At 70.2% G+C, this 18655-nt stretch carries 19 protein-coding genes; 11 read left to right on the plus strand and 8 right to left on the minus strand.

The window, feature by feature from the left end; translation table 11 throughout:
- Positions 1–9: 9 nt before the first annotated feature.
- Together ABZX10_RS11800 and ABZX10_RS11805 are read right to left on the minus strand one after the other, a co-directional pair.
- The gene (locus ABZX10_RS11800; protein ID WP_355539173.1) at positions 10–2340 is read right to left on the minus strand and encodes an ATP-binding domain-containing protein; all 2331 of its coding nucleotides are present in this window, start codon (positions 2338–2340) and stop codon (positions 10–12) included.
- 77 nt (positions 2341–2417) lie between these two features.
- Entirely contained in the window at positions 2418–2912 is a 495-nt protein-coding gene (locus tag ABZX10_RS11805; protein WP_355539176.1) for a MarR family transcriptional regulator, read from the minus strand.
- Positions 2913–2960: 48 nt separating this feature from the next.
- Here ABZX10_RS11805 and ABZX10_RS11810 point away from each other — a divergent pair, with 48 nt between their 5' ends.
- On the plus strand, positions 2961–3149 hold the full coding sequence (locus ABZX10_RS11810; protein WP_355539179.1) for a hypothetical protein: 189 nt from the start codon (positions 2961–2963) through the stop codon (positions 3147–3149).
- 6 nt (positions 3150–3155) lie between these two features.
- On the opposite strand, the gene ABZX10_RS11815 is transcribed toward ABZX10_RS11810, so the two are convergent.
- From ABZX10_RS11815 to ABZX10_RS11825, 3 genes are all read right to left on the minus strand, one after another.
- Entirely contained in the window at positions 3156–4334 is a 1179-nt protein-coding gene (locus tag ABZX10_RS11815; protein ID WP_355539182.1) for an FAD-dependent monooxygenase, read from the minus strand.
- Positions 4335–4385: 51 nt separating this feature from the next.
- Positions 4386–5270, minus strand: a complete 885-nt coding sequence (locus ABZX10_RS11820) for an alpha/beta hydrolase (protein WP_355539185.1) — start codon at positions 5268–5270, stop codon at positions 4386–4388.
- A gap of 62 nt (positions 5271–5332) precedes the next feature.
- Complete coding sequence (locus ABZX10_RS11825; protein ID WP_355539331.1) at positions 5333–5902, minus strand: MBL fold metallo-hydrolase; 570 nt, start codon at positions 5900–5902, stop codon at positions 5333–5335.
- 136 nt (positions 5903–6038) lie between these two features.
- Here ABZX10_RS11825 and uvrA point away from each other — a divergent pair, with 136 nt between their 5' ends.
- The gene (uvrA, locus tag ABZX10_RS11830; RefSeq protein ID WP_355539188.1) at positions 6039–8900 is read left to right on the plus strand and encodes an excinuclease ABC subunit UvrA; all 2862 of its coding nucleotides are present in this window, start codon (positions 6039–6041) and stop codon (positions 8898–8900) included.
- Between the two features lie 124 nt (positions 8901–9024).
- Positions 9025–9258, plus strand: a complete 234-nt coding sequence (nrdH, locus tag ABZX10_RS11835; RefSeq protein WP_355539191.1) for a glutaredoxin-like protein NrdH — start codon at positions 9025–9027, stop codon at positions 9256–9258.
- 90 nt (positions 9259–9348) lie between these two features.
- Here nrdH and ABZX10_RS11840 read toward each other — a convergent pair whose 3' ends face one another.
- The 3 genes from ABZX10_RS11840 to ABZX10_RS11850 all read right to left on the minus strand — a co-directional run bounded on the left by ABZX10_RS11840 (position 9349) and on the right by ABZX10_RS11850 (position 10713).
- Positions 9349–9759: a VOC family protein gene (locus tag ABZX10_RS11840; protein ID WP_355539194.1), complete on the minus strand. Its 411-nt coding sequence runs from the start codon at positions 9757–9759 to the stop codon at positions 9349–9351.
- 127 nt (positions 9760–9886) lie between these two features.
- Complete coding sequence (locus tag ABZX10_RS11845) at positions 9887–10231, minus strand: hypothetical protein (RefSeq protein WP_355539197.1); 345 nt, start codon at positions 10229–10231, stop codon at positions 9887–9889.
- Between the two features lie 83 nt (positions 10232–10314).
- Positions 10315–10713, minus strand: coding sequence for a recombinase RecA (locus ABZX10_RS11850; protein WP_355539200.1), 399 nt, complete (start codon positions 10711–10713; stop codon positions 10315–10317).
- 325 nt (positions 10714–11038) lie between these two features.
- Here ABZX10_RS11850 and infC point away from each other — a divergent pair, with 325 nt between their 5' ends.
- From infC to pheT, 8 genes are all read left to right on the plus strand, one after another.
- Positions 11039–11629, plus strand: a complete 591-nt coding sequence (gene infC, locus ABZX10_RS11855) for a translation initiation factor IF-3 (protein ID WP_082777814.1) — start codon at positions 11039–11041, stop codon at positions 11627–11629.
- A 52-nt stretch (positions 11630–11681) separates the two neighbouring features.
- The gene (gene rpmI, locus ABZX10_RS11860; protein ID WP_355539203.1) at positions 11682–11876 is read left to right on the plus strand and encodes a 50S ribosomal protein L35; all 195 of its coding nucleotides are present in this window, start codon (positions 11682–11684) and stop codon (positions 11874–11876) included.
- A 50-nt stretch (positions 11877–11926) separates the two neighbouring features.
- The gene (gene rplT, locus ABZX10_RS11865) at positions 11927–12307 is read left to right on the plus strand and encodes a 50S ribosomal protein L20 (RefSeq protein ID WP_355539206.1); all 381 of its coding nucleotides are present in this window, start codon (positions 11927–11929) and stop codon (positions 12305–12307) included.
- Between the two features lie 3 nt (positions 12308–12310).
- The gene (locus tag ABZX10_RS11870; protein WP_355539209.1) at positions 12311–13108 is read left to right on the plus strand and encodes an RNA methyltransferase; all 798 of its coding nucleotides are present in this window, start codon (positions 12311–12313) and stop codon (positions 13106–13108) included.
- Between the two features lie 56 nt (positions 13109–13164).
- Positions 13165–14523 carry an acyltransferase gene (locus ABZX10_RS11875; RefSeq protein WP_355539212.1) on the plus strand — a complete coding sequence of 453 codons (1359 nt, stop codon included), beginning with the start codon at positions 13165–13167 and terminating at the stop codon, positions 14521–14523.
- On the plus strand, positions 14516–14920 hold the full coding sequence (locus ABZX10_RS11880; RefSeq protein WP_355539215.1) for an MmcQ/YjbR family DNA-binding protein: 405 nt from the start codon (positions 14516–14518) through the stop codon (positions 14918–14920). The genes ABZX10_RS11875 and ABZX10_RS11880 overlap by 8 nt, the downstream gene beginning before the upstream one ends.
- Before the next feature lie 98 nt (positions 14921–15018).
- Entirely contained in the window at positions 15019–16074 is a 1056-nt protein-coding gene (pheS, locus tag ABZX10_RS11885) for a phenylalanine--tRNA ligase subunit alpha (RefSeq protein WP_355539218.1), read from the plus strand.
- Between the two features lie 51 nt (positions 16075–16125).
- Positions 16126–18594 carry a phenylalanine--tRNA ligase subunit beta gene (gene pheT / locus ABZX10_RS11890; protein WP_355539221.1) on the plus strand — a complete coding sequence of 823 codons (2469 nt, stop codon included), beginning with the start codon at positions 16126–16128 and terminating at the stop codon, positions 18592–18594.
- Positions 18595–18655: the final 61 nt, after the last annotated feature.

The following is an 18655-nucleotide window of genomic DNA, read 5'->3' on the forward strand; positions in this document are numbered from 1 at the left end:
GCTGGGGGCTCAGCCCTCCAGAGCGCGCAGCGCGCGCGGCAGCGACCCGGACGCGACCACGGTCAGCGTCTGGGTCGCTCGCGTCACTGCCACGTACAGATCCCGCAGCCCTCGGTCGAACTCGACATCGGCGGGCTCGCCCACGATCAGTCCAGGCTCCACCACGATCACGTGGTCGAACTCGAGGCCCTTGGCGTCCCGGACCCCCATCACGCGCACGTTCGGCCCCGTCAGGCGGCGCAGGGGCGCCACCAGGTTCGACGGTGCCAGGACCGCCGTGAGCCGGTCGGGATCGTCCGGCAGCTCCGTCCGCACCGTCTCGACGAGCGCCTGCCGGCCGGCGGCACCGTCGACGCGGACGAGCCGCGGCGGCCTGGCACCGGACCGTACCGAGGTCGGCGGGGCCAGCGTCGGGTCGATCTCGGCCAGCACGTCCGCAGCGAGATCCATGATCTCCTTCGGCGTGCGGTAGTTCACGGTGAGTTCGGCGACCTTGAACCGGCCGGGAACGTACGGGTCCAGCGCCTGATTCCAGCTGGTCATTCCGGCGGCGTCGCCGGTCTGCGCGGTGTCGCCCACCAGCGTCATCCACCGGTTCGGGCTGCGCCGCATCAGCATTCGCCACGCCATCGCCGAGAGTTCCTGTGCCTCATCGACGATGATGTGACCGAAGGTCCAGGTGCGGTCGTCGCGGGCCCGATCGGCGGTGGTGTTGAACTCGCGCACCGTCTGTCGCTGCGCGAGCTGCTCGGCGTCGATGAGGTCGTAGGCCATGAGGATTTCGGCGTCGAACTCGTCGTCGAGATCCTGTGGCGCCGAGCCGGTGAGGATGTCGAGCGCCTCCTGCGCCTCCTCGAGGCGTTGCCGCCACTGCCGTTCGGCCTCGTCCGCGTCGACGTCGTCGTCGCCGAGGTACTCCGCGATCTCGTCGAGCAGCGGTGCGTCGGCGGGGGAGAAGGCGGGTTTGCCGCCGGCCCCCGTCGTCAGGTCCCGACGGAGCTCGGCGCGCTCGGCGTCCGTGAGGTCCGGCGCGGCCTCGGCCAGGCGGTCTTCGTCGCGGAGGAGCTCCGTCAACACGCGCTGCGGTGTCAGCGCGGGCCACAGTGCATCGAGTGCGCCGAGCACCTCGCGGTCCTGTGCGAGCTCGTCGCGGATGTCGCTGATGTCGGTGCGGGAGAGCAGCATCGTGTTGTCCACGACCGACGAACCGATGGTCGCCGCGTGCTGGGCGGCCAGCGCATCGAGCGCGGACTGCCGGAAGATCGCGCGAGCGGTGTTGTGCGGACGCCGCGAGCTGCGTGCGCGGCCGCGGGCGCGGGTCGCGATCTTCTTGTCGAGCGTGAGCGGGTACCCGTCGAACTTCAGGACGATCGGCTCCTCGGGCACCGTCTGCCAGCCGCGCACCGCCTGCTTGCAGACCTCCACCATGTCGGTCGAGCCCTTGAGCCGGGCCGCGGCCGCGGTGTCGTCGAGGACGGCGATCACCCCCGGGTACAGGTCGCCGATCGTGCTCAGGAGCACGCCCGTCTCGCCGAGGCTCGGCAGCACCTGGCTGATGTACGTGAGGAAGGTCTCGTTGGGTCCGACGATGAGAACGCCGGTGCGGGAGAGGTTCTGACGGTAGGTGTACAGAAGGTAGGCGGCGCGGTGCAGCGCGACCGCGGTCTTACCGGTGCCGGGCCCGCCCTGCACCACGAGGACACCGCGGTGCTCGGAGCGGATGATCGCGTCCTGCTCGCGCTGGATGGTCTCGACGATGTCGGCCATGTGTCCCGTGCGGGCCCGGTTCAGTGCCTCGACGAGCGCGGATTCTCCGGCGACGTTCGAGCCCAGGCCGTTCTCGGCACCGTCGGGCCCGGTTTCGAGAGGCTCGCCCGTGAGCGTGAGGCGCTCCGCGACGACGCCGGTGAGGTCGCGGCCCCGGGTGCGCACGTGGCGGCGGACGGCGACGCCGTCCGGCTGCGCGGGGGTCGCGAGGTAGAACGGGCGCGCGAGCGGTGCGCGCCAGTCGAGGAGGAGGGTGCTCAGATCCTCGTCGTCGTCGAGGACGCCGATGCGCCCGATGCGCCGGACGGCGTCCACGGAACCGTCCTGGTCGGCCATGTCGAGACGGCCGAAATACAGGTTCTGCTCGGCTGCGTCGTACTTCGCGATGTCGTCGGTGTAGAGCTGGTGGTACGAGTCCCGCTCGGAGATCTCCTGCGGGTTCTCGCCCACCTCCTGCAGGTTGTCGCTCCGCCGACGGTTCGCGGTGTCCCGCATGGCGTCGATCCGGGCGTACACGCGATCGAGGTGGGCCTGCTCCTCGGCGAGCAGGGGGTCGACGGCGTCGGTGGTCACGGCACTCCTCGTAGGCGGCTGCGATGAATCAGACCGTCCATTGTCCACGATCCGTCGCCGTCGTGGGGTGGGCGCCCTCACCGGCCGGGTCGGGGCCGCCTGCCCAGCGCCTGGAGGTGCTCGGCGGATGTCGTGTGCCGGGCGACGCTGCGGCCCAGGAACTCCTCGATCGCCGCGAGTTGCGCGTCGTCGAACCGGGCGAGGGCGGCGTGTGCCTCGGCGACGCGATCACCGAAGAGTTCGGTGATGATCTCGACGCAGTGCGGCGTCGGCGTGACCAGGACCCGCCGGCCGTGCGTGGGGTCCGGCACGCGGTGCACGTACCCCGCCGCGATGAGTCGGTCGGTCATCGTGGTGACGGAGCCCGGCGTGAGCCGCATCAGCCGCGCGAGCTGCCGGACCGGCTGCGGCCCCTGTCGGAACACGATGTCGAGGCAGCGCAGGTCAGTGCGGCCGATGCCCAGGTGATCGGCGAGGGCCTGGTCGTCGGCGTCGATCGACGCCTGCAGGTCCGCCATCGTGCGGCCGATCGATCGTTCGCGTTCCGCACGGTCGTTCTCGACAGGAGGCATCACTCCAGCGTAGTGTTTGATTATCAAACACTCAACAGGAGGATGATCATGACCGAACGTGACGAACGCCCCTCGGCGACGAATACGGCACTCGGCGGACTCGTCGCGTGGATCAGCGGCAAGGATTCGACGAAGCGCGGAACCTCCCCGCTCGACGGTGCCGTCGGAGAGCTGCTGTCCTGGGTCACGGGCAAGGGCGGAAAGAAGACGGGCGACGGTGCCGAGAAGGGTGAGTAGGGCTGCTCACCCCGGGTAGTCGGGGAGGTCGATGCCGTTGATCGCGCGCTCGATGACGGCCGTGTCCCAGTCCTCCGGCGAGGTCGCGGGCTGCTCACCGGGTGCAGGGACCACGCGGCTGGCCGCGTTCCACCGAGCGACCTGCTGGTTCGCATCGACCATCGGCCGGAGGAGGCGCTCGTACGCGGCGAATGCGGGCTCCGGTCGCCACTCCGCGGCGGCGAGCTCGCCGGCCAGGACGTACGCGCCGACCAGGGCGAGGCTGGTTCCCTGGCCCGACATCGGCGAGGAACAGAACGCGGCGTCGCCGAGCAGCGCCACGCGGCCCATGGACCAGGTGTCCATCACCACCTGGGCGACCTCGTCGAGGTAGAAGTCCTCGGCGTCGTCGAGATGCTCGAGGATGCGCGGGGTGAGCCAGCCCATGCCCTGCATCCGCTCGCGGAGCAGCCGTTTCTGCGCGGCGGTATCGCGGCGGTTCGCGTCGGGTTCGGGCTGGGGCTGGGATGAGGCGAAGGAGAAGAGCGCCATGCCGAGCCTCGCGTCGCGGATGGGCCGCAGGCCTGCGGTCCGGCCGGGCGTGATGCAGTCGATGAGCCAGCTGTCGAGGCCGAACTCGTTGGGCACGGTGTAGAAGGCCATCGTGTGCCCGAGGTGCTGGATGTGGTCCTCGTGCGGTCCGAAGGCCAGCGCGCGGAGGGACGAATGCAGGCCGTCCGCGCCGATCACCAGGTCGAACCGATCGCCGGCCCGGTGCTCGAAGGTGACGGCCACGCCGTCGGCGTCCTGGGCGAGGGCGGTGATCCGGTCGCCGAAGACGTACTCGACCCGGGCGTGAGTGGCGTCGTAGAGGACCTTGCTGAGGTCTCCGCGAAGGATCTCGATGTCGGCGATGAAGCCGTCACCGCCGTCGTCCTCCGCGCTGAAGGATTGGACGACGGTCCCGTCCTCGTCCACGAAACGCGCGCCCGCGGTCTCCGTGCGTGCCGCGCGAACGGCCTCGTCGAGCCCCATCCGTCGGATCACCTCGCGGGCCACCCCGCGCGCGTCGACCGCTTGGCCGCCGGGGCGGAGCGCGGGGGCCCGTTCGACGACGGTGACCGCCGCGCCGTAGCGCGCGAGCCAGAGGGCGAGCGCGGGACCGGCGATGCTCGCGCCGGCGATCAGGATCCTGGGTCCGGTCATGGGCACCTCGATCGTTCGCGGGAACAACGGTCTCGATCGTAGTGCCGGAACTCACGGCCGGAGGGAATCCAGCCAGTCTGCGACGAGAGCCGCCACGGCCCGTGGTCGTTCGAGGTGCGGATTGTGTCCGCACTCGTCGAGCACGACGTAGGTCGCACGGGGGTACGCGTCGAGAAGTGCCCGCTGATCTCGCCAACCGACGACAGTGTCCTGCCGGCCGGTGATGATGAGGTGGCGACCGCCGTGGGTGCGCGGCACGCGGGCCGGGCTCGTGGCCTGCCACGCGGCCAGTTCCCCGACGGCCCGCGCGTCGTGGTCCGTCAGGCCGGGCCGGACGTACTCGTCGAAGAGGATCCACTGGCTGCGATCGCGTCGCGCGGTGACTGCTGTGAACGCGGCCCGGTCGCGCTCGGGAATGCCGGCCAGGAACGCGGAGTCGGAGTTCGCCTCGTCGGGGCCCGGTTCCGGCAGGTCGCGCAGGTCACGTGGCAGGAGCGCCGGCGCGAGAAGCGCGGTTCCGAGGATCTGGTCGCCGAGGGCGTCCGCCACGCCGACGGCGACGGCGCCGCCGAACGAGGCACCGATGATGGCGAACGGTGTGGTGCCGACGATCGACTGCAGCCGGTCCGCGACCACGTCCACGATTCCGTCGGTCGTCATCGGAGCGACGGGTTCACTGTGCCCGTGGCCGGGCAGGTCGATGTACAGGCGCCGGAACCGACCCGCCGATGCGATCACCGGATCGAGCGGGAGCATCATGCGGTGATCGATCGACTGGCCGTGGATCAGGACCACCGGTACGCCGTCGCCCACCGTCCGGATCCAGGTCGATCGCGCGGTGCCGTCCTCGGATGTCGGGTCCGGGCTGTGCTCGATGTACTCGACCACGGCACCGCCGCGGTGACGGCGCGTCAGGACCTTGGTGATGATCGGCACACCTCGTTCAACGCAGCGACGGGCGCAGCGATGCTCCTTCGATCATCATGAGTCGTGCCGGGTCACCAGCCGCGCTCGCGCCACTCCGCGAGGTGCGGGCGCTCGGCGCCGAGGGTGGTGCCCTTGCCGTGACCGGGGTGCACGACGGTGTCGTCGTCGAACCGGTCGAAGAGCTTGGTGGTCACGTCGGTGTAGAGGCGGTCGAAGTCCTCGGGCGAGCCGGTCTTGCCGACGCCGCCCGGGAACAGGCTGTCGCCGGTGAACAGGTGGACCGGCGCACCGTCGAACTCGGGGCGGAGCGCCAGCGCGATCGACCCGGGCGTGTGCCCGACCAGCTCGATCACGTCGAACACGAGGTCGCCGACCGTGAGCACCTCGCCGTCGGCGAGGGTGCGGTCAGTGGGGGCGTCGATGCCCTCCGCGTCGTTGACGCCGGCGGCGGCCGGCACGCCGAGCCCCTCCCGGACCTCCTTGAGCGCGTACCAGTGGTCGAGGTGACGGTGCGTGGTGACGACGAGCTCGACGCCGCCCGTCTCCCGCGCGAACTCGAGGATCCGTTCGGCGTCGTTGGCCGCGTCGATGAGCAGCGTGCGGCCGGCGGAATCACTCACCAGGTACACGTTGTTGTCCATACCGCCGACGGAGATCTGATTGATCGTGGTGGTCACGGGCTCACGGTACCGCGCGGCGCAAAACTTGTCGGTGGGCTTCTCTAGCATTGATCCGGGCCCCGTCTGTGGGCCTGCAAGCGCGGACGGAAGGAAAACGGTGGCTGATCGCCTGATCGTGCGCGGGGCGCGCGAACACAACCTGCGGGGTGTCGATGTGGACCTCCCGCGCGACAGCCTGATCGTGTTCACCGGGCTGTCCGGCTCGGGGAAGTCCAGCCTCGCGTTCGACACGATCTTCGCCGAGGGGCAGCGCCGCTACGTGGAATCACTGTCGGCGTACGCGCGGCAGTTCCTCGGCCAGATGGACAAGCCCGATGTCGACTTCATCGAGGGGCTCTCGCCCGCGGTGTCGATCGACCAGAAGTCGACGAACCGCAACCCGCGGTCCACCGTCGGCACCATCACCGAGGTGTACGACTATCTGCGTCTGCTCTACGCGCGCGCGGGAACCCCGCACTGTCCGGAGTGCGGCTCGGTCATCGCGCGGCAGACGCCGCAGCAGATCGTGGACCAGGTGCTGGAGATGGAACAGGGCACCCGGTTCCAGGTGCTGGCCCCGGTGGTCCGCACCCGCAAGGGCGAGTTCGTGGATCTGTTCAACCAGCTGCAGACGCAGGGCTACTCACGTGCCCGGATCGACGGGGTGGTGCACCCGCTCGCCGAGCCGCCCAAGCTGAAGAAGCAGGAGAAGCACGACATCGAGGTCGTGGTGGACCGGCTCGCGGTGAAGTCGTCCGCCAAGCAGCGCCTCACCGACTCGATCGAGACCGCCTTGCGGCTGGCCGACGGCATCGTCGTCCTCGACTTCGTGGACCGCGAGGAGAACGATCCCGAGCGGGAGCGGCGCTTCTCGGAGAAGATGGCCTGCCCCAACGGCCACCCGATCGCGGTCGACGATCTCGAGCCCCGTTCGTTCTCGTTCAACTCGCCGTACGGCGCGTGCCCGGAGTGCGACGGCCTCGGCGTCCGCAAGGAGGTCGACCCGGAGCTCGTCGTCCCCGACCCGTTGCTGTCCTTGGCCGACGGTGCCATCGCCCCCTGGTCGTCCGGGCAGAGCGCGGAGTACTTCCTGCGCCTGCTCTCCGGCCTGGCCGATGCGATGGGTTTCGACCTGGACACCCCGTGGAAGGAGCTGCCGGCGAAGGCGCGCAAGGCCGTCATCGAGGGCTCCGAGCACCAGGTCCACGTGAAGTACCGCAACCGGTACGGCCGCACCCGCTCGTACTACGCCGAGTTCGAGGGCGTCATGCCCTTCCTGCACCGCCGCCTCGAGTCCACGGAGTCGGAGCAGATGAAGGAGCGGTACGAGGGCTACATGCGTGACGTGCCGTGTCCGGCCTGTTCCGGCGCGCGGCTGCGGCCCGAGATCCTCGCGGTCACGCTCGATCACCCGCGGTTCGGCGAGAAGTCGATCGCCGACGTCTCCGCGATGTCGGTGGGGGAGTGCTCGGACTACCTGTCCGACCTGAAGCTCGGCGCGCGCGAGGCCGCGATCGCCGGCCGGGTGCTCAAGGAGGTGCAGGCCCGCATCGCGTTCCTGCTGGACGTTGGCCTGGAGTACCTGTCGCTCTCGCGCGCCGCGGGCTCGCTGTCCGGCGGTGAGGCGCAGCGCATCCGCCTCGCCACGCAGATCGGCTCCGGCCTCGCGGGCGTGCTGTACGTGCTCGACGAGCCGTCGATCGGCCTGCATCAGCGCGACAACCGCCGCCTCATCGACACCCTGGTGCGCCTGCGGGACCTGGGCAACACCCTCATCGTCGTCGAGCACGACGAGGACACGATCCGCATGGCCGACTGGGTGGTCGACATCGGGCCGTACGCGGGTGAGCACGGCGGCAACGTGGTGCACAGCGGCACGTACAAGGCGCTGCTCAAGAACAAGGACTCGCTGACCGGCGCCTACCTGTCCGGGCGGCGCGCGCTGCCCGTGCCCGCGGTCCGGCGCCCGATCGACAAGAAACGCCAGCTCAAGGTCGTCGGCGCGCGCGAGCACAACCTGCAGAACATCGACGTGTCGTTCCCGCTGGGCGTGCTGACCGCGGTCACCGGCGTGTCCGGGTCGGGCAAGTCGACGCTCGTCAACGACATCCTCTCGACCGTGCTGGCCAACAAGCTCAACGGGGCGCGGCAGGTCCCGGGGCGGCACAGCCGGGTCACGGGTCTCGACGATCTCGACAAGCTGGTGCAGGTCGACCAGTCGCCGATCGGTCGCACCCCGCGGTCCAACCCGGCCACCTATACGGGCGTCTTCGACAAGATCCGCACGTTGTTCGCGGCCACCACCGAGGCGAAGGTCCGCGGTTACCAGCCCGGGCGCTTCTCGTTCAACGTCAAGGGCGGCCGGTGTGAGGCGTGCTCGGGCGACGGCACGATCAAGATCGAGATGAACTTTCTCCCGGACGTGTACGTGCCGTGCGAGGTCTGTCACGGCGCGCGGTACAACCGCGAGACGCTCGAAGTGCACTACAAGGGCAAGAACATCGCCGAGGTGCTGGACATGCCGATCGAGGAGGCCGCCGAGTTCTTCGAGGCGGTCACCTCGATCCACCGCTACCTCAAGACGCTGGTCGAGGTCGGCCTCGGCTACGTGCGGCTGGGGCAGCCCGCCACCACGCTGTCCGGCGGCGAGGCGCAGCGCGTCAAGCTCGCCGCCGAACTGCAGAAGCGGTCCAACGGTCGCACCGTCTACATCCTGGACGAGCCCACCACGGGCCTGCACTTCGAGGACATCGCGAAGCTCCTGCAGGTGATCGACGGGCTGGTCGACAAGGGGAACTCGGTCATCGTCATCGAGCACAACCTGGACGTCATCAAGACCGCCGACTGGATCGTCGACATGGGGCCGGAAGGCGGAAGCGGGGGCGGCACCGTCGTCGCGCAGGGGACGCCCGAGGACGTGGCGGCCGCGCCCGATTCGTACACAGGCAAGTTCCTCGCGGAGGTGCTGGCCACGTCGTAGGGCGTGTCGCCCTGGGGACGGAGCTGTGGACGCGTGGTGGAGGATCTGGGGATGCCTGTGAACCGCGATCCACAGCATCTTGTGTAAATTGCACGCGTGTGACACTAGATGTAGTGTTGAAGGCATGAGCAACGTGACCGTCTACACCAAGCCCGCGTGCGTGCAGTGCACGGCGACCTACCGCGCGCTCGACAAGGCCGGTGTCGAGTACACCGCGGTCGACATCAGTGTTGATGAGGAGGCGCGGGAGTACGTCCTCGCGCTCGGTTACCTGCAGGCGCCCGTCGTTGTGATCGACGGTGCCGACCACTGGTCGGGCTTCCGCCCGGACCGGATCAAGGCGCTGCTGGCAGCCTGAGGTCGCCGCGCGCACGGCGCGCGGAACGACGAACGGGCCTTCCGTCGCGGGGATGCGATGGAAGGCCCGTTCGTCTTCCTGGTGGGTCTGCTACTCGCCGCTGTAATCGCTGAAGGTCCAGACGTGGCCCTCGGGATCCGCGCACGAGTACTCGCGCACCCCCGCGAGCGAGGCGTGCACCGGGTTCAGGATCCGGGCGCCTGCGGTTTCCGCCCGCTGAGCATGCGCGTCGAGAGAGTGATCCGGGACCCGGACGCACAGCGCCACCGTCGAGCCTCCCAAGGTGCCCGGGGTTCCCATCCCGTACCGGTCGCCGCCGTGCGCGCGGCCGAGGAACACCAGGTCGTCGCCGACCCGGAGTTGGGCGTGCTCGACACCGTCTCCGGTTTCGACGACGAAGTGCGTCGTGAAACCGAAGGCGGCGTCGAGGAAGGTGATCGCTGTTCCGGGGTCCGCGTACCGCAGGTTGGGGAACACCGACTGCCGCGATTCATCGCCCATGGTCGTCACGTTACGCGCTTTCGGTGATGCCCACGGCGGTGTCGGCTCGCCGTGCGAACGACGAACGGGCCTTCCGTCGCGGGGGATGCGGCGGAAGGCCCGTTCGTGTCCAGTCGGCCGGGTCGGTTCAGCGGTGCGGGTAGCAGCGGCCCGGTTCCCAGTGGCCCGGGACCCAGCGACCCTGCTCGAACCAACCGGGATGCCACTGCGGCTGCACCCAGTAGCCCGGGTGCCAGCCCCACCGGTCGACCCAGCCCGGCCGCCAGTACCCGGCCTGCCACCAGCCCGGGTGCCAGCGGCCCTGGGTCCAGTAGCCGCCGACCCACCGCCCCTGTTCGCACCACCCGTGCCCGGGGTGCGAGACCGCGGGGGTGGGGGCGGCCGACGCTGTCGCAGCGGTGACGCCCCCGAGTGGAGCCAGTACTCCTGCAGCGACCAGTACGCCGGCCGCGAGCGTTCTCATCCGTTTCATACGAGCACCGTACGCCCCGTGTGACCTGGAACACTAGACCTATTTACACAGGTCAGGGTGTTCTTGGGGGATAACCCTGAGGTTTAGCCGTACACCGGTCCCGTGTACTTCTCGCCGGGGCCCTGGCCGGGCTCGTCGGGGTAGGTGCTGTATTCGCGGAAGGCGAGCTGCAAGGATTTGAGGCCGTCCCGGTACGGGCCGGCGTGTGGTCCGAGGTATTCGACGGAAGCCGTGGTCAGGCCGGCGAGCGCGGTGATCAGGCGGCGGGCCTCGTCGAGGTCGAAGTGGGGGCTGTTGCGGGGATCGAAGGTCGCCTGGGCGTCGTGCTCGACGGTGGCTTCGGCGCCGGTGAGCCCCAGCTTCTCCGCCGCGGCGCTCATCAGCAGCATCCAGGCGCTGGAGATGACCTCGATCGACGGTGAGTCTGCGACCAGGCGTTCCAGTGTGTCGGGCTCGGGGGACGAATTCGGATTCTCACTCACGACTGTTACACTGTCATGTGCGACCGCTCCGGCCTTGAGCCGGGGCAGCAAGTGGAGTCCACTCCCACCACGTCGATCTTCGGTCGGCTGGTCCGGTCGCCGCGGTGATGTCCGTCAGGAATATTACGCGCGGTCTCCTCGTTGGAGGAGGGGTTGATCGTCGGTGCATGCTGGCGCGGCCCGAATCGGTCGGTGTGGGCCCCGCCAGGTGTGAATCACCTGGTCGGGGCCTTTTCGCTGTGTGAGAGCAGGGCCTGAAGCTGCGCGGCGGTCTACGAGTGAAGACCGCTCGCACGCGTCGCGAGTACCTATATGAGGAGGCCCCATCAGCACTGAGACACGCACCAACGGTCAGATCCGCGTCCCTGAGGTCCGGCTCGTCGGCCCCGGCGGAGAGCAGGTCGGGATCGTGCGGGTTGAAGATGCGCTCAAGCTGGCGTACGAGGCGGACCTCGACTTGGTCGAGGTGGCACCCAATGCCCGTCCGCCCGTGTGCAAGATCATGGACTACGGCAAGTTCAAGTACGAGGCCGCACAGAAGCTGCGCGAGTCCCGCAAGAACCAGCAGTTGACCGTGATCAAGGAGCAGAAGCTCCGCCCGAAGATCGACGACCACGACTACGAGACCAAGAAGGGGCACGTCGTCCGGTTCCTGGAGCAGGGCTCCAAGGTCAAGGTCACGATCATGTTCCGCGGTCGCGAACAGTCGCGTCCCGAGCTGGGTTTCCGTCTTCTGCAGCGCCTGGGCGCCGACGTGGCCGAGTACGGCTTCGTCGAGACGTCCGCGAAGCAGGACGGCCGCAACATGACCATGGTCCTCGCCCCGCACAAGGGTGCGAAGACCCGCGCCAAGGCGCAACAGGACAAGGAAGCCCCGGTGGCGCGGCCCGCTGCGCCCGAGGCTCCGGCGGGGTAAGCGACTCACGTCGCGAACCAGCTGAAGAATCACAGAAGAAACGAGACGAGACATGCCGAAGAACAAGACCCACAGCGGTACCGCGAAGCGCTTCAAGCTCTCGGGTAGCGGGAAGGTGCTGCGCCAGAAGGCCGGCCGTCGCCACCTCCTCGAGCACAAGAGCTCGCGCGTGACCCGTCGCCTCGACGGTGTGGCCGAGGTGGCCCCTGCCGACGTGCGTCGCGTCAAGAAGCTGCTCGGCAAGTAAGCCGCTCCGCATCACCCGCTAGAACTTTTCACACGTAAGGACGAAGACCTATGGCACGCGTCAAGCGCGCAGTGAACGCTCAGAAGAAGCGTCGTTCCATCCTCGAGGCCTCGAAGGGCTACCGCGGCCAGCGCTCGCGGCTGTACCGCAAGGCCAAGGAGCAGCAGCTCCACTCGCTGACCTACGCGTACCGCGACCGCCGCGCGCGCAAGGGCGACTTCCGCAAGCTGTGGATCACCCGCATCAACGCCGCCGCGCGGGCCAACGACATGACCTACAACCGCCTGATCCAGGGCCTCAACCTGGCCGGCGTCGAGGTGGACCGCAAGAACCTGGCCGAGATCGCCGTGTCCGATCCCGCCGCGTTCGCCGCGATCGTCGAGGTCGCCCGCAAGGCGCTCCCGGCCGACGTGAACGCGCCCGCCGCGTAAGTCTTGACGCACCCCCCGCAGCGACCCGCGGACCAGCTCTTCACGGAGCGGACCCCGCGGGTCGTTGCTGCATCCAAGCTCCTGCGTGCTGCGGGCCGCAGGAAGGCCGGACTCTTCCTCGCTGAGGGCTCCAACGCCGTCACCTCCGCGCTCGAGGCGGGCCTCGTCGTCGAGCTGTACGTCACGGAGGAGGGCGCCGAGCGGTACCCCGGCCTGCTCACCGGCCGCGAGGCGTACGTGACCGACCGCGCCATGCGCGGGCTGTCGGACACCGTCACCCCGCCGGGGATCGTGGCGGTCTGCCGGGCCCTGCCCGATGCCCGCGTGCCCGACGGTGCGCGGCTGGTCGCCGTCCCCGTCGACGTCGCCGAGCCGGGCAACGCCGGCACCGTCATCCGAGTCGCGGACGCCGTCGGCGCCGACGCGGTCCTGCTCGCCGGGGACACCGTCGACCCGATGAACGGGAAGGTCGTGCGGGCGTCCGCGGGCTCCGTCTTCCACCTGCCGGTGGTGCAGGAACGCGACCCCGAGGTCGCGATCGCACACCTCAAGGCCTCCGGCCTGACCGTCCTCGCCACCGCCGCGGACGGCGAGGTCTCGCTCGACGACGCCGATGATCTGCTCGCCGGGCCCACCGCCTGGCTGTTCGGCAACGAGGCGCACGGCCTGTCCCGCGAACTGCAGGCACTCGCCGACCACCGCGTCGCGATCCCCATCCGGGGTCGCGCCGAGTCGCTGAACCTCGCCACCGCCGCGTCGATCTGCCTGTACGCGAGCTCCCGCGTGCAGAATCGGGGGTAGGTCCTCACCGCTTCCGGGTAGGACTACTCATCCGCGAGGCCCCGCGGGCGGGGAGCATGGTGGACATGAGACTGTTGCCCTCCCGCACCGTCGTCGTCGACGGCACGCCGCACACCCGCGACCGCGCCGTCGACGTCGCGCGCATCGTGAGCCTGCTCGTCGTGATGTTCGGCCACTGCGCGCTCCTGCTCGCGACCATCACCCGGTCGGGCGTGTGGGTCGGCAACACCCTCGGCGCGGACCCATCGCTGCAGCCGATCACCTGGATCCTGCAGGTCATGCCGTTGTTCTTCCTCGCCGGCGCAGCCAGTAGCGCCTACGGGGTGAAGCCGGACACGCCGTGGGGCGGGTGGCTGCTGAGTCGCGCGCAGCGGCTCGCGCGACCGGTGTTCTGGTACCTCGCCTTCTGGTCGCTGACGCTGCTCGCCGTGCGCGCGGTCGCGGGCGAGTCCAGCGCGAGCCGGCTCGGCCAGGAAAGCGTCGCGCTGCTCTGGTTCGTCGGCGTGTACCTGCTGGTGCTGGCGTTCGTCCCGCTGCTGATGCGCCTCGGCCGGGCCGGCCTGGCCGTGGTCGCCGTGGGGCTGCTCGTCGCGTCCGCCGGGTTCGACGGTGCGCTGCTCGCCACCGGGGCGATCGAGTGGGGATTCCCGAATTTCCTCGTCGTGTGGCTGATTCCCGTGGTCATCGGCGTTGCGTACGCGCGGAGGATGATCCCGACCCGGGTGGCGCTGGTGGTGGCGGCGCTGGCGTTCGTGGGAGCCGTGGTCGCGGTGGTGGCGGGGCCCTACGACGTACCGCTCGTGGTCACCGGCGCCGAGACCTTCTCTAACACCACGCCGCCGACGCTGCTCCTCGGCCTGCACTGCGTGTGGGTGAGCCTGCTGTTCGTCGTCGCCGCGCCGGCGATCGGGCGCTGGGCGCGGCGCCCGCGCGTCTGGTACCCGGTGGCCGTCGGCAACGGGGGAGCGATGACGCTCTACCTCTGGCACATCCCCGCGATCGCCGTCGCGGCCATCGGCCTGCACTACCTGGGCGTTGACGCGACCGATCCGCACCAGAGCGGATTCTGGGGGCTGATGGCGCTGCGCGCCGCGGTCTTCGCGGTGGTGATGTTCGCGCTGTTCGTGCTGCTCTCGCCGCTGGAGCACCGCCGTCTGCGGTGGTGGGACGACCGGGTAACGGCGCGCGGCCCGCGCGGCGCGGTGGTCGGGGCGCTGGTGTGCGTCGCCGGCGTCGCGGTGCTGCTGATGGCCAAGGAGGGGATCGGCTCGCCGGCGGGGTGGCGGGCCGCGGCCATGTTCGTCGGTGCCCTCGCCGGTGCGCGGGCGACGGCGACTGTGAGTGCGGTCGAAAAGCCACGGATCCCGCAGGAAACCGACCGCACTGATCGGGCGTACCGTCGGGTTCATGGCTAGAGCTGCGCGGGTCGAGGACGTGGCGGCGATCGCGCAGGCGCTGCCGCGGGTCGTCGAGATCGCCGGGTGGGGCGGCAGGCCCGCGTGGCAGGTGAGCAAGAAGGTCTTCTGCGGCAATCGATCACCGCGACCCGACGCAGTCGACGGTGACGGTGCGCGCCTCGACGACGTGATCCTGATCCGCACGCCGGACGAGTCCGACAAGCTCGCGCTGGTTCAGGCCGACGGGCCGTTCTTCACCACGCCGCACTTCGACGGCTACAACGCGGTCCTGATCCGGGCCTCCCGGCTCGGGGAGATCTCGCGCGACGAACTGCGTGAGGTCATCGAGGACGCGTGGTGCGCGTGCGCGCCCAAGACGGTGGTCCGGGCGTGGCTGGCCGAGCACGATCGCTGACGGCGGGCGCGGACCAGCGGTAATGCGTTTCCGGTCCCGAAACACCGTCGACTACGCTGGACGGGTACCGTCCCACCCCCAGCGAGGAGCCCAGAGAAGTGTCGGAAGACCAGCTCACCCCTGTCGATGACCTCAGCGAAGCGGCGCTCGACGCCTTCGCCGACGAGGCCGCGCGGGCGTTCGACGCAGCGTCCGACCTCGAGGCCCTCAACGTCGCTCGGCTCGCGCACCTGGGCGAGAAGTCTCCGCTCGCGCTGAGCAAGCGGGCGCTCGGGTCCATCCCCAAGGAGGACCGCAAGGACGCGGGTAAGCGGGTCAACGTCGCGCAGGGGCGCGCCCGCGCCGCCTACGAGCAGCGCAAGGCCGTCCTCGACGCCGAGCGCGACGCGGCGGTCCTCGTCTCCGAGTCGATCGACGTGACGCTGCCCTCGGCCCGCGCCCCGCAGGGTGCCCGGCACCCCGTCAGCATCATCGCGGACGAGGTCGCCGACTTCTTCGTCGGCATCGGCTGGGAGATCGCCGAGGGGCCCGAGGTCGAGACCGAGCACTTCAACTTCGACGCGCTCAACTTCCTCCCGGACCACCCGGCCCGCTCCATGCAGGACACCTTCTACGTCGCGCCCGAGGGCTCGCGGCAGGTGCTGCGCACCCACACCTCCCCGGTGCAGGTGCGCTCCATGCTCACCCGCGACGTGCCGATCTACGTGGCCTGCCCCGGCCGCACCTTCCGGACCGACGAGTTGGATGCCACCCACACCCCCGTGTTCAGCCAGGTCGAGGGCCTCGCGGTCGACAAGGGCCTGACGATGGCGCACCTGCGCGGCACCCTCGAGGCCTTCGCCAAGGCGATGTTCGGCCCCGAGACCACCACCCGCATGCGGCCGAACTACTTCCCCTTCACGGAACCGTCGGCCGAGGTGGACGTGTGGTTCCCGAACAAGAAGGGCGGCGCGGGCTGGATCGAGTGGGGCGGATGCGGCATGGTCAACCCGAACGTGCTGCGCGCCTGCGGCATCGATCCCGAGGAGTACTCCGGCTTCGCCTTCGGCATGGGCCTCGAGCGCACCCTGCAGTTCCGGACCGGCCTCTCGGACATGCGCGACATCGTCGAGGGCGACGTCCGCTTCACCCTGCCCTTCGGCGTCCGCGGCTAGCGCCGGACCAGCCCCCGCTCACCAGACTCACCCAGGAGAAGGACTTCCACCGTGCGCGTTGCACAGTCATGGCTCACCGAGATCCTCCGCCGCGACACCCCGGACTGGGGCGTCACCGCCGACGAGCTGGACGCGGGGTTCGTCCGCGTCGGCTTCGAGGTCGAGGAGCTCGACTCGCTCGACACCGTGACCGGCCCGCTGAAGATCGGCCGCGTCGTGGCGATCGAGGAGCTCACGAACTTCCGCAAGCCGATCCGGTTCTGCCAGGTCGACGTCGGGGAGGCCGAGCCGCGCGACATCGTCTGCGGCGCCCGCAACTTCGCCGAGGGCGATCTCATCGTCGCGGCGCTGCCCGGCGCCGTGCTGCCCGGCGGCTTCGCGATCGCCACCCGCCAGACGTACGACCACACCTCCGACGGCATGATCTGCTCCGTCTCCGAGCTCGGCCTCGGCACCGACCACTCGGGCATCCTCGTGCTGCCCGCGGGCACTGCACAGCCCGGCGACGACGCCAAGGCCGTGCTCGGCATGGACGACACCGTCATCGAGTTGAACGTGACGCCCGACCGCGGTTACGCCTTCTCCGTCCGCGGCCTCGCGCGCGAGCTGGCCTGCGGCTACGACCTGCCGTTCACCGATATCACCACCCCGTCGGCGAAGGCCGGGAGCGGCAAAGGCGGCGTCGACGTCACCGTCGAGCCCGAGTCCGGCTGTACGCGCTTCACCGCGCTGCGCGTGGAGGGCATCGACCCGAAGGCCGTGAGCCCGTGGTGGCTGCAGCGCCGCCTGCTCACCTCCGGCGTGCGTCCGATCAGCGCCGCGGTCGACGTGACCAACTACCTGATGCTGCTGACCGGCCAGCCGCTGCACGCCTTCGACGCCGACCTCGTCCAGGGCGGTCTGACGGTGCGCGCGTCGCGCCCGGGCGAGACCCTGGAGACCATCGACCACGTGACTCGCAAGCTCGACCCCGAGGACGCGGTCATCGTCGACGATTCCGGGCCCGTGTCGCTCGCCGGCGTCATGGGCGGCGCCACCACCGAGGTCGGCGACGCGACCGTGAACGTCATCCTCGAGGGCGCGATCTGGAACCCCGTCAAGGTGTTCCGCACCGGCAAGCGACACAAGCTCAGCTCGGACGCCGCCAAGCGCTACGAGCGCACCGTCGACCCCGCGATCTCCGTGTGGACGGTCCGCGAGGCGGCCCGCCTGCTCACCGAGATCGCCGGCGGCACCGTCGTGGGCGAGATCACGGACCTGGGCTCCTACGACGAGCGCCCGCAGATCACCATCGCGGCGGACCGTCCGGACCGCGTCGCCGGCATCACCTACGCTCCGGGTACGACGGTGCGCCGCCTGACCCAGATCGGTTGTTCCGTGCAGGGGGAGAGCAGCCTGACGGTGACCCCGCCCACCTGGCGTCCCGACCTGACCATGGTCGCCGACCTGGTCGAGGAGGTGCTGCGGCTCGAGGGGCTGGAGCAGATCCCGCCGGTGCTGCCCGCCGCGCCGGGCGGGCGCGGACTCAACGCGCGCCAGCGCCGCCGCCGCGTCGTGAGCCGCTCGCTCGCGCACACCGGCCACGTCGAGGTGCTGACCAGCCCGTTCCTGCCCGCCGACGTGTTCGACACGTGGGGCCTCGACGCCGACGATCCGCGCCGGAACACGACGAAGGTGCTCAACCCGCTGGAGTCGGACCGTCCGTCGCTTGCGACGACCCTGCTCCCGGGCCTGCTGGAGATCCTGGCCCGCAATGTCTCCCGCGGCCAGCGCGACCTCGCGCTGTACACGATCGCCGAGGTCGTGCTGCCCACCGAGAAGACCGTCGCCGTCGACCCGATCCCCGTCGATCGTCGCCCCACCGCGGAGCAGATCGATGAGCTCAACGCCTCGCTGCCGAGCCAGCCGGAGCACATCGCGCTCGTCTTCTCCGGGCTGCGCGGCACGTCCGGTCCCTGGGGTGCGGCGCGGCCCGCGGACGCCACCGACGCCTTCGAGGCGGTCCGCGAGATCGGCCGTGCGAGCAATGTCGAGCTGACCCTGCGATCGGCGCAGTTCGCGCCCTTCCACCCCGGACGGTGCGCCGAGGTCCTCGTCGGCGACACCGTCGTGGGCCACGCGGGCGAGCTGCACCCGGCCGTTCTCGAGCGCGCCGGGCTCCCGGCCCGCACCTGCGCCGTCGAGTTGGACCTGGACGCGATCCCGCTGGCGGAGAACCTGCCGGCCCCCGTGGTCTCGCCGTTCCCCGCGGTGCTGCAGGACGTTGCCGTCGTCGTGGACCAGGCGGTCCCGGCGGAGGCCGTACGGTCCGCCCTGGCCGACGGTGCCGGGGAGCTCCTCGAGGCGATCTCGCTGTTCGACGTGTTCACCGGCGCGCAGGTGGGTGAGGGTCGCAAGTCCATGGCCTTCTCGTTGCGGTTCCGCGCGGGCGATCGGACCCTCACGGAGGACGAGGCGTCCGCCGCGCGCGACGCCGCGGTCGCGCGCGCGGCCGACGCGGTGGGTGCCGTCCTGCGCTGATCCTCACCCGGACATGGAACCGGCCCCGGCGGTGCACGTGCTACCGCCGGGGCCGGGGTCT

It is taken from the genome of Tsukamurella sp. NPDC003166 (genome assembly GCF_040611135.1).
Classification (GTDB): Bacteria; Actinomycetota; Actinomycetes; order Mycobacteriales; family Mycobacteriaceae; genus Tsukamurella.

Bases quoted from the DNA above. Each gene is read 5' to 3' on its own strand.
- ABZX10_RS11805 (WP_355539176.1), bottom strand. From the start codon at position 2,912: ATGCCTCCTGTCGAGAACGACCGTGCGGAACGCGAACGATCGATCGGC.
- rpmI (WP_355539203.1), top strand. From the start codon at position 11,682: ATGCCGAAGAACAAGACCCACAGCGGTACCGCGAAGCGCTTCAAGCTC.
- ABZX10_RS11815 (WP_355539182.1), bottom strand. From the start codon at position 4,334: ATGACCGGACCCAGGATCCTGATCGCCGGCGCGAGCATCGCCGGTCCC.
- ABZX10_RS11825 (WP_355539331.1), bottom strand. From the start codon at position 5,902: ATGGACAACAACGTGTACCTGGTGAGTGATTCCGCCGGCCGCACGCTG.
- nrdH (WP_355539191.1), top strand. From the start codon at position 9,025: ATGAGCAACGTGACCGTCTACACCAAGCCCGCGTGCGTGCAGTGCACG.
- ABZX10_RS11875 (WP_355539212.1), top strand. From the start codon at position 13,165: ATGGTGGACATGAGACTGTTGCCCTCCCGCACCGTCGTCGTCGACGGC.
- ABZX10_RS11845 (WP_355539197.1), bottom strand. From the start codon at position 10,231: ATGAAACGGATGAGAACGCTCGCGGCCGGCGTACTGGTCGCTGCAGGA.
- ABZX10_RS11880 (WP_355539215.1), top strand. From the start codon at position 14,516: ATGGCTAGAGCTGCGCGGGTCGAGGACGTGGCGGCGATCGCGCAGGCG.
- ABZX10_RS11810 (WP_355539179.1), top strand. From the start codon at position 2,961: ATGACCGAACGTGACGAACGCCCCTCGGCGACGAATACGGCACTCGGC.
- rplT (WP_355539206.1), top strand. From the start codon at position 11,927: ATGGCACGCGTCAAGCGCGCAGTGAACGCTCAGAAGAAGCGTCGTTCC.
- ABZX10_RS11840 (WP_355539194.1), bottom strand. From the start codon at position 9,759: ATGGGCGATGAATCGCGGCAGTCGGTGTTCCCCAACCTGCGGTACGCG.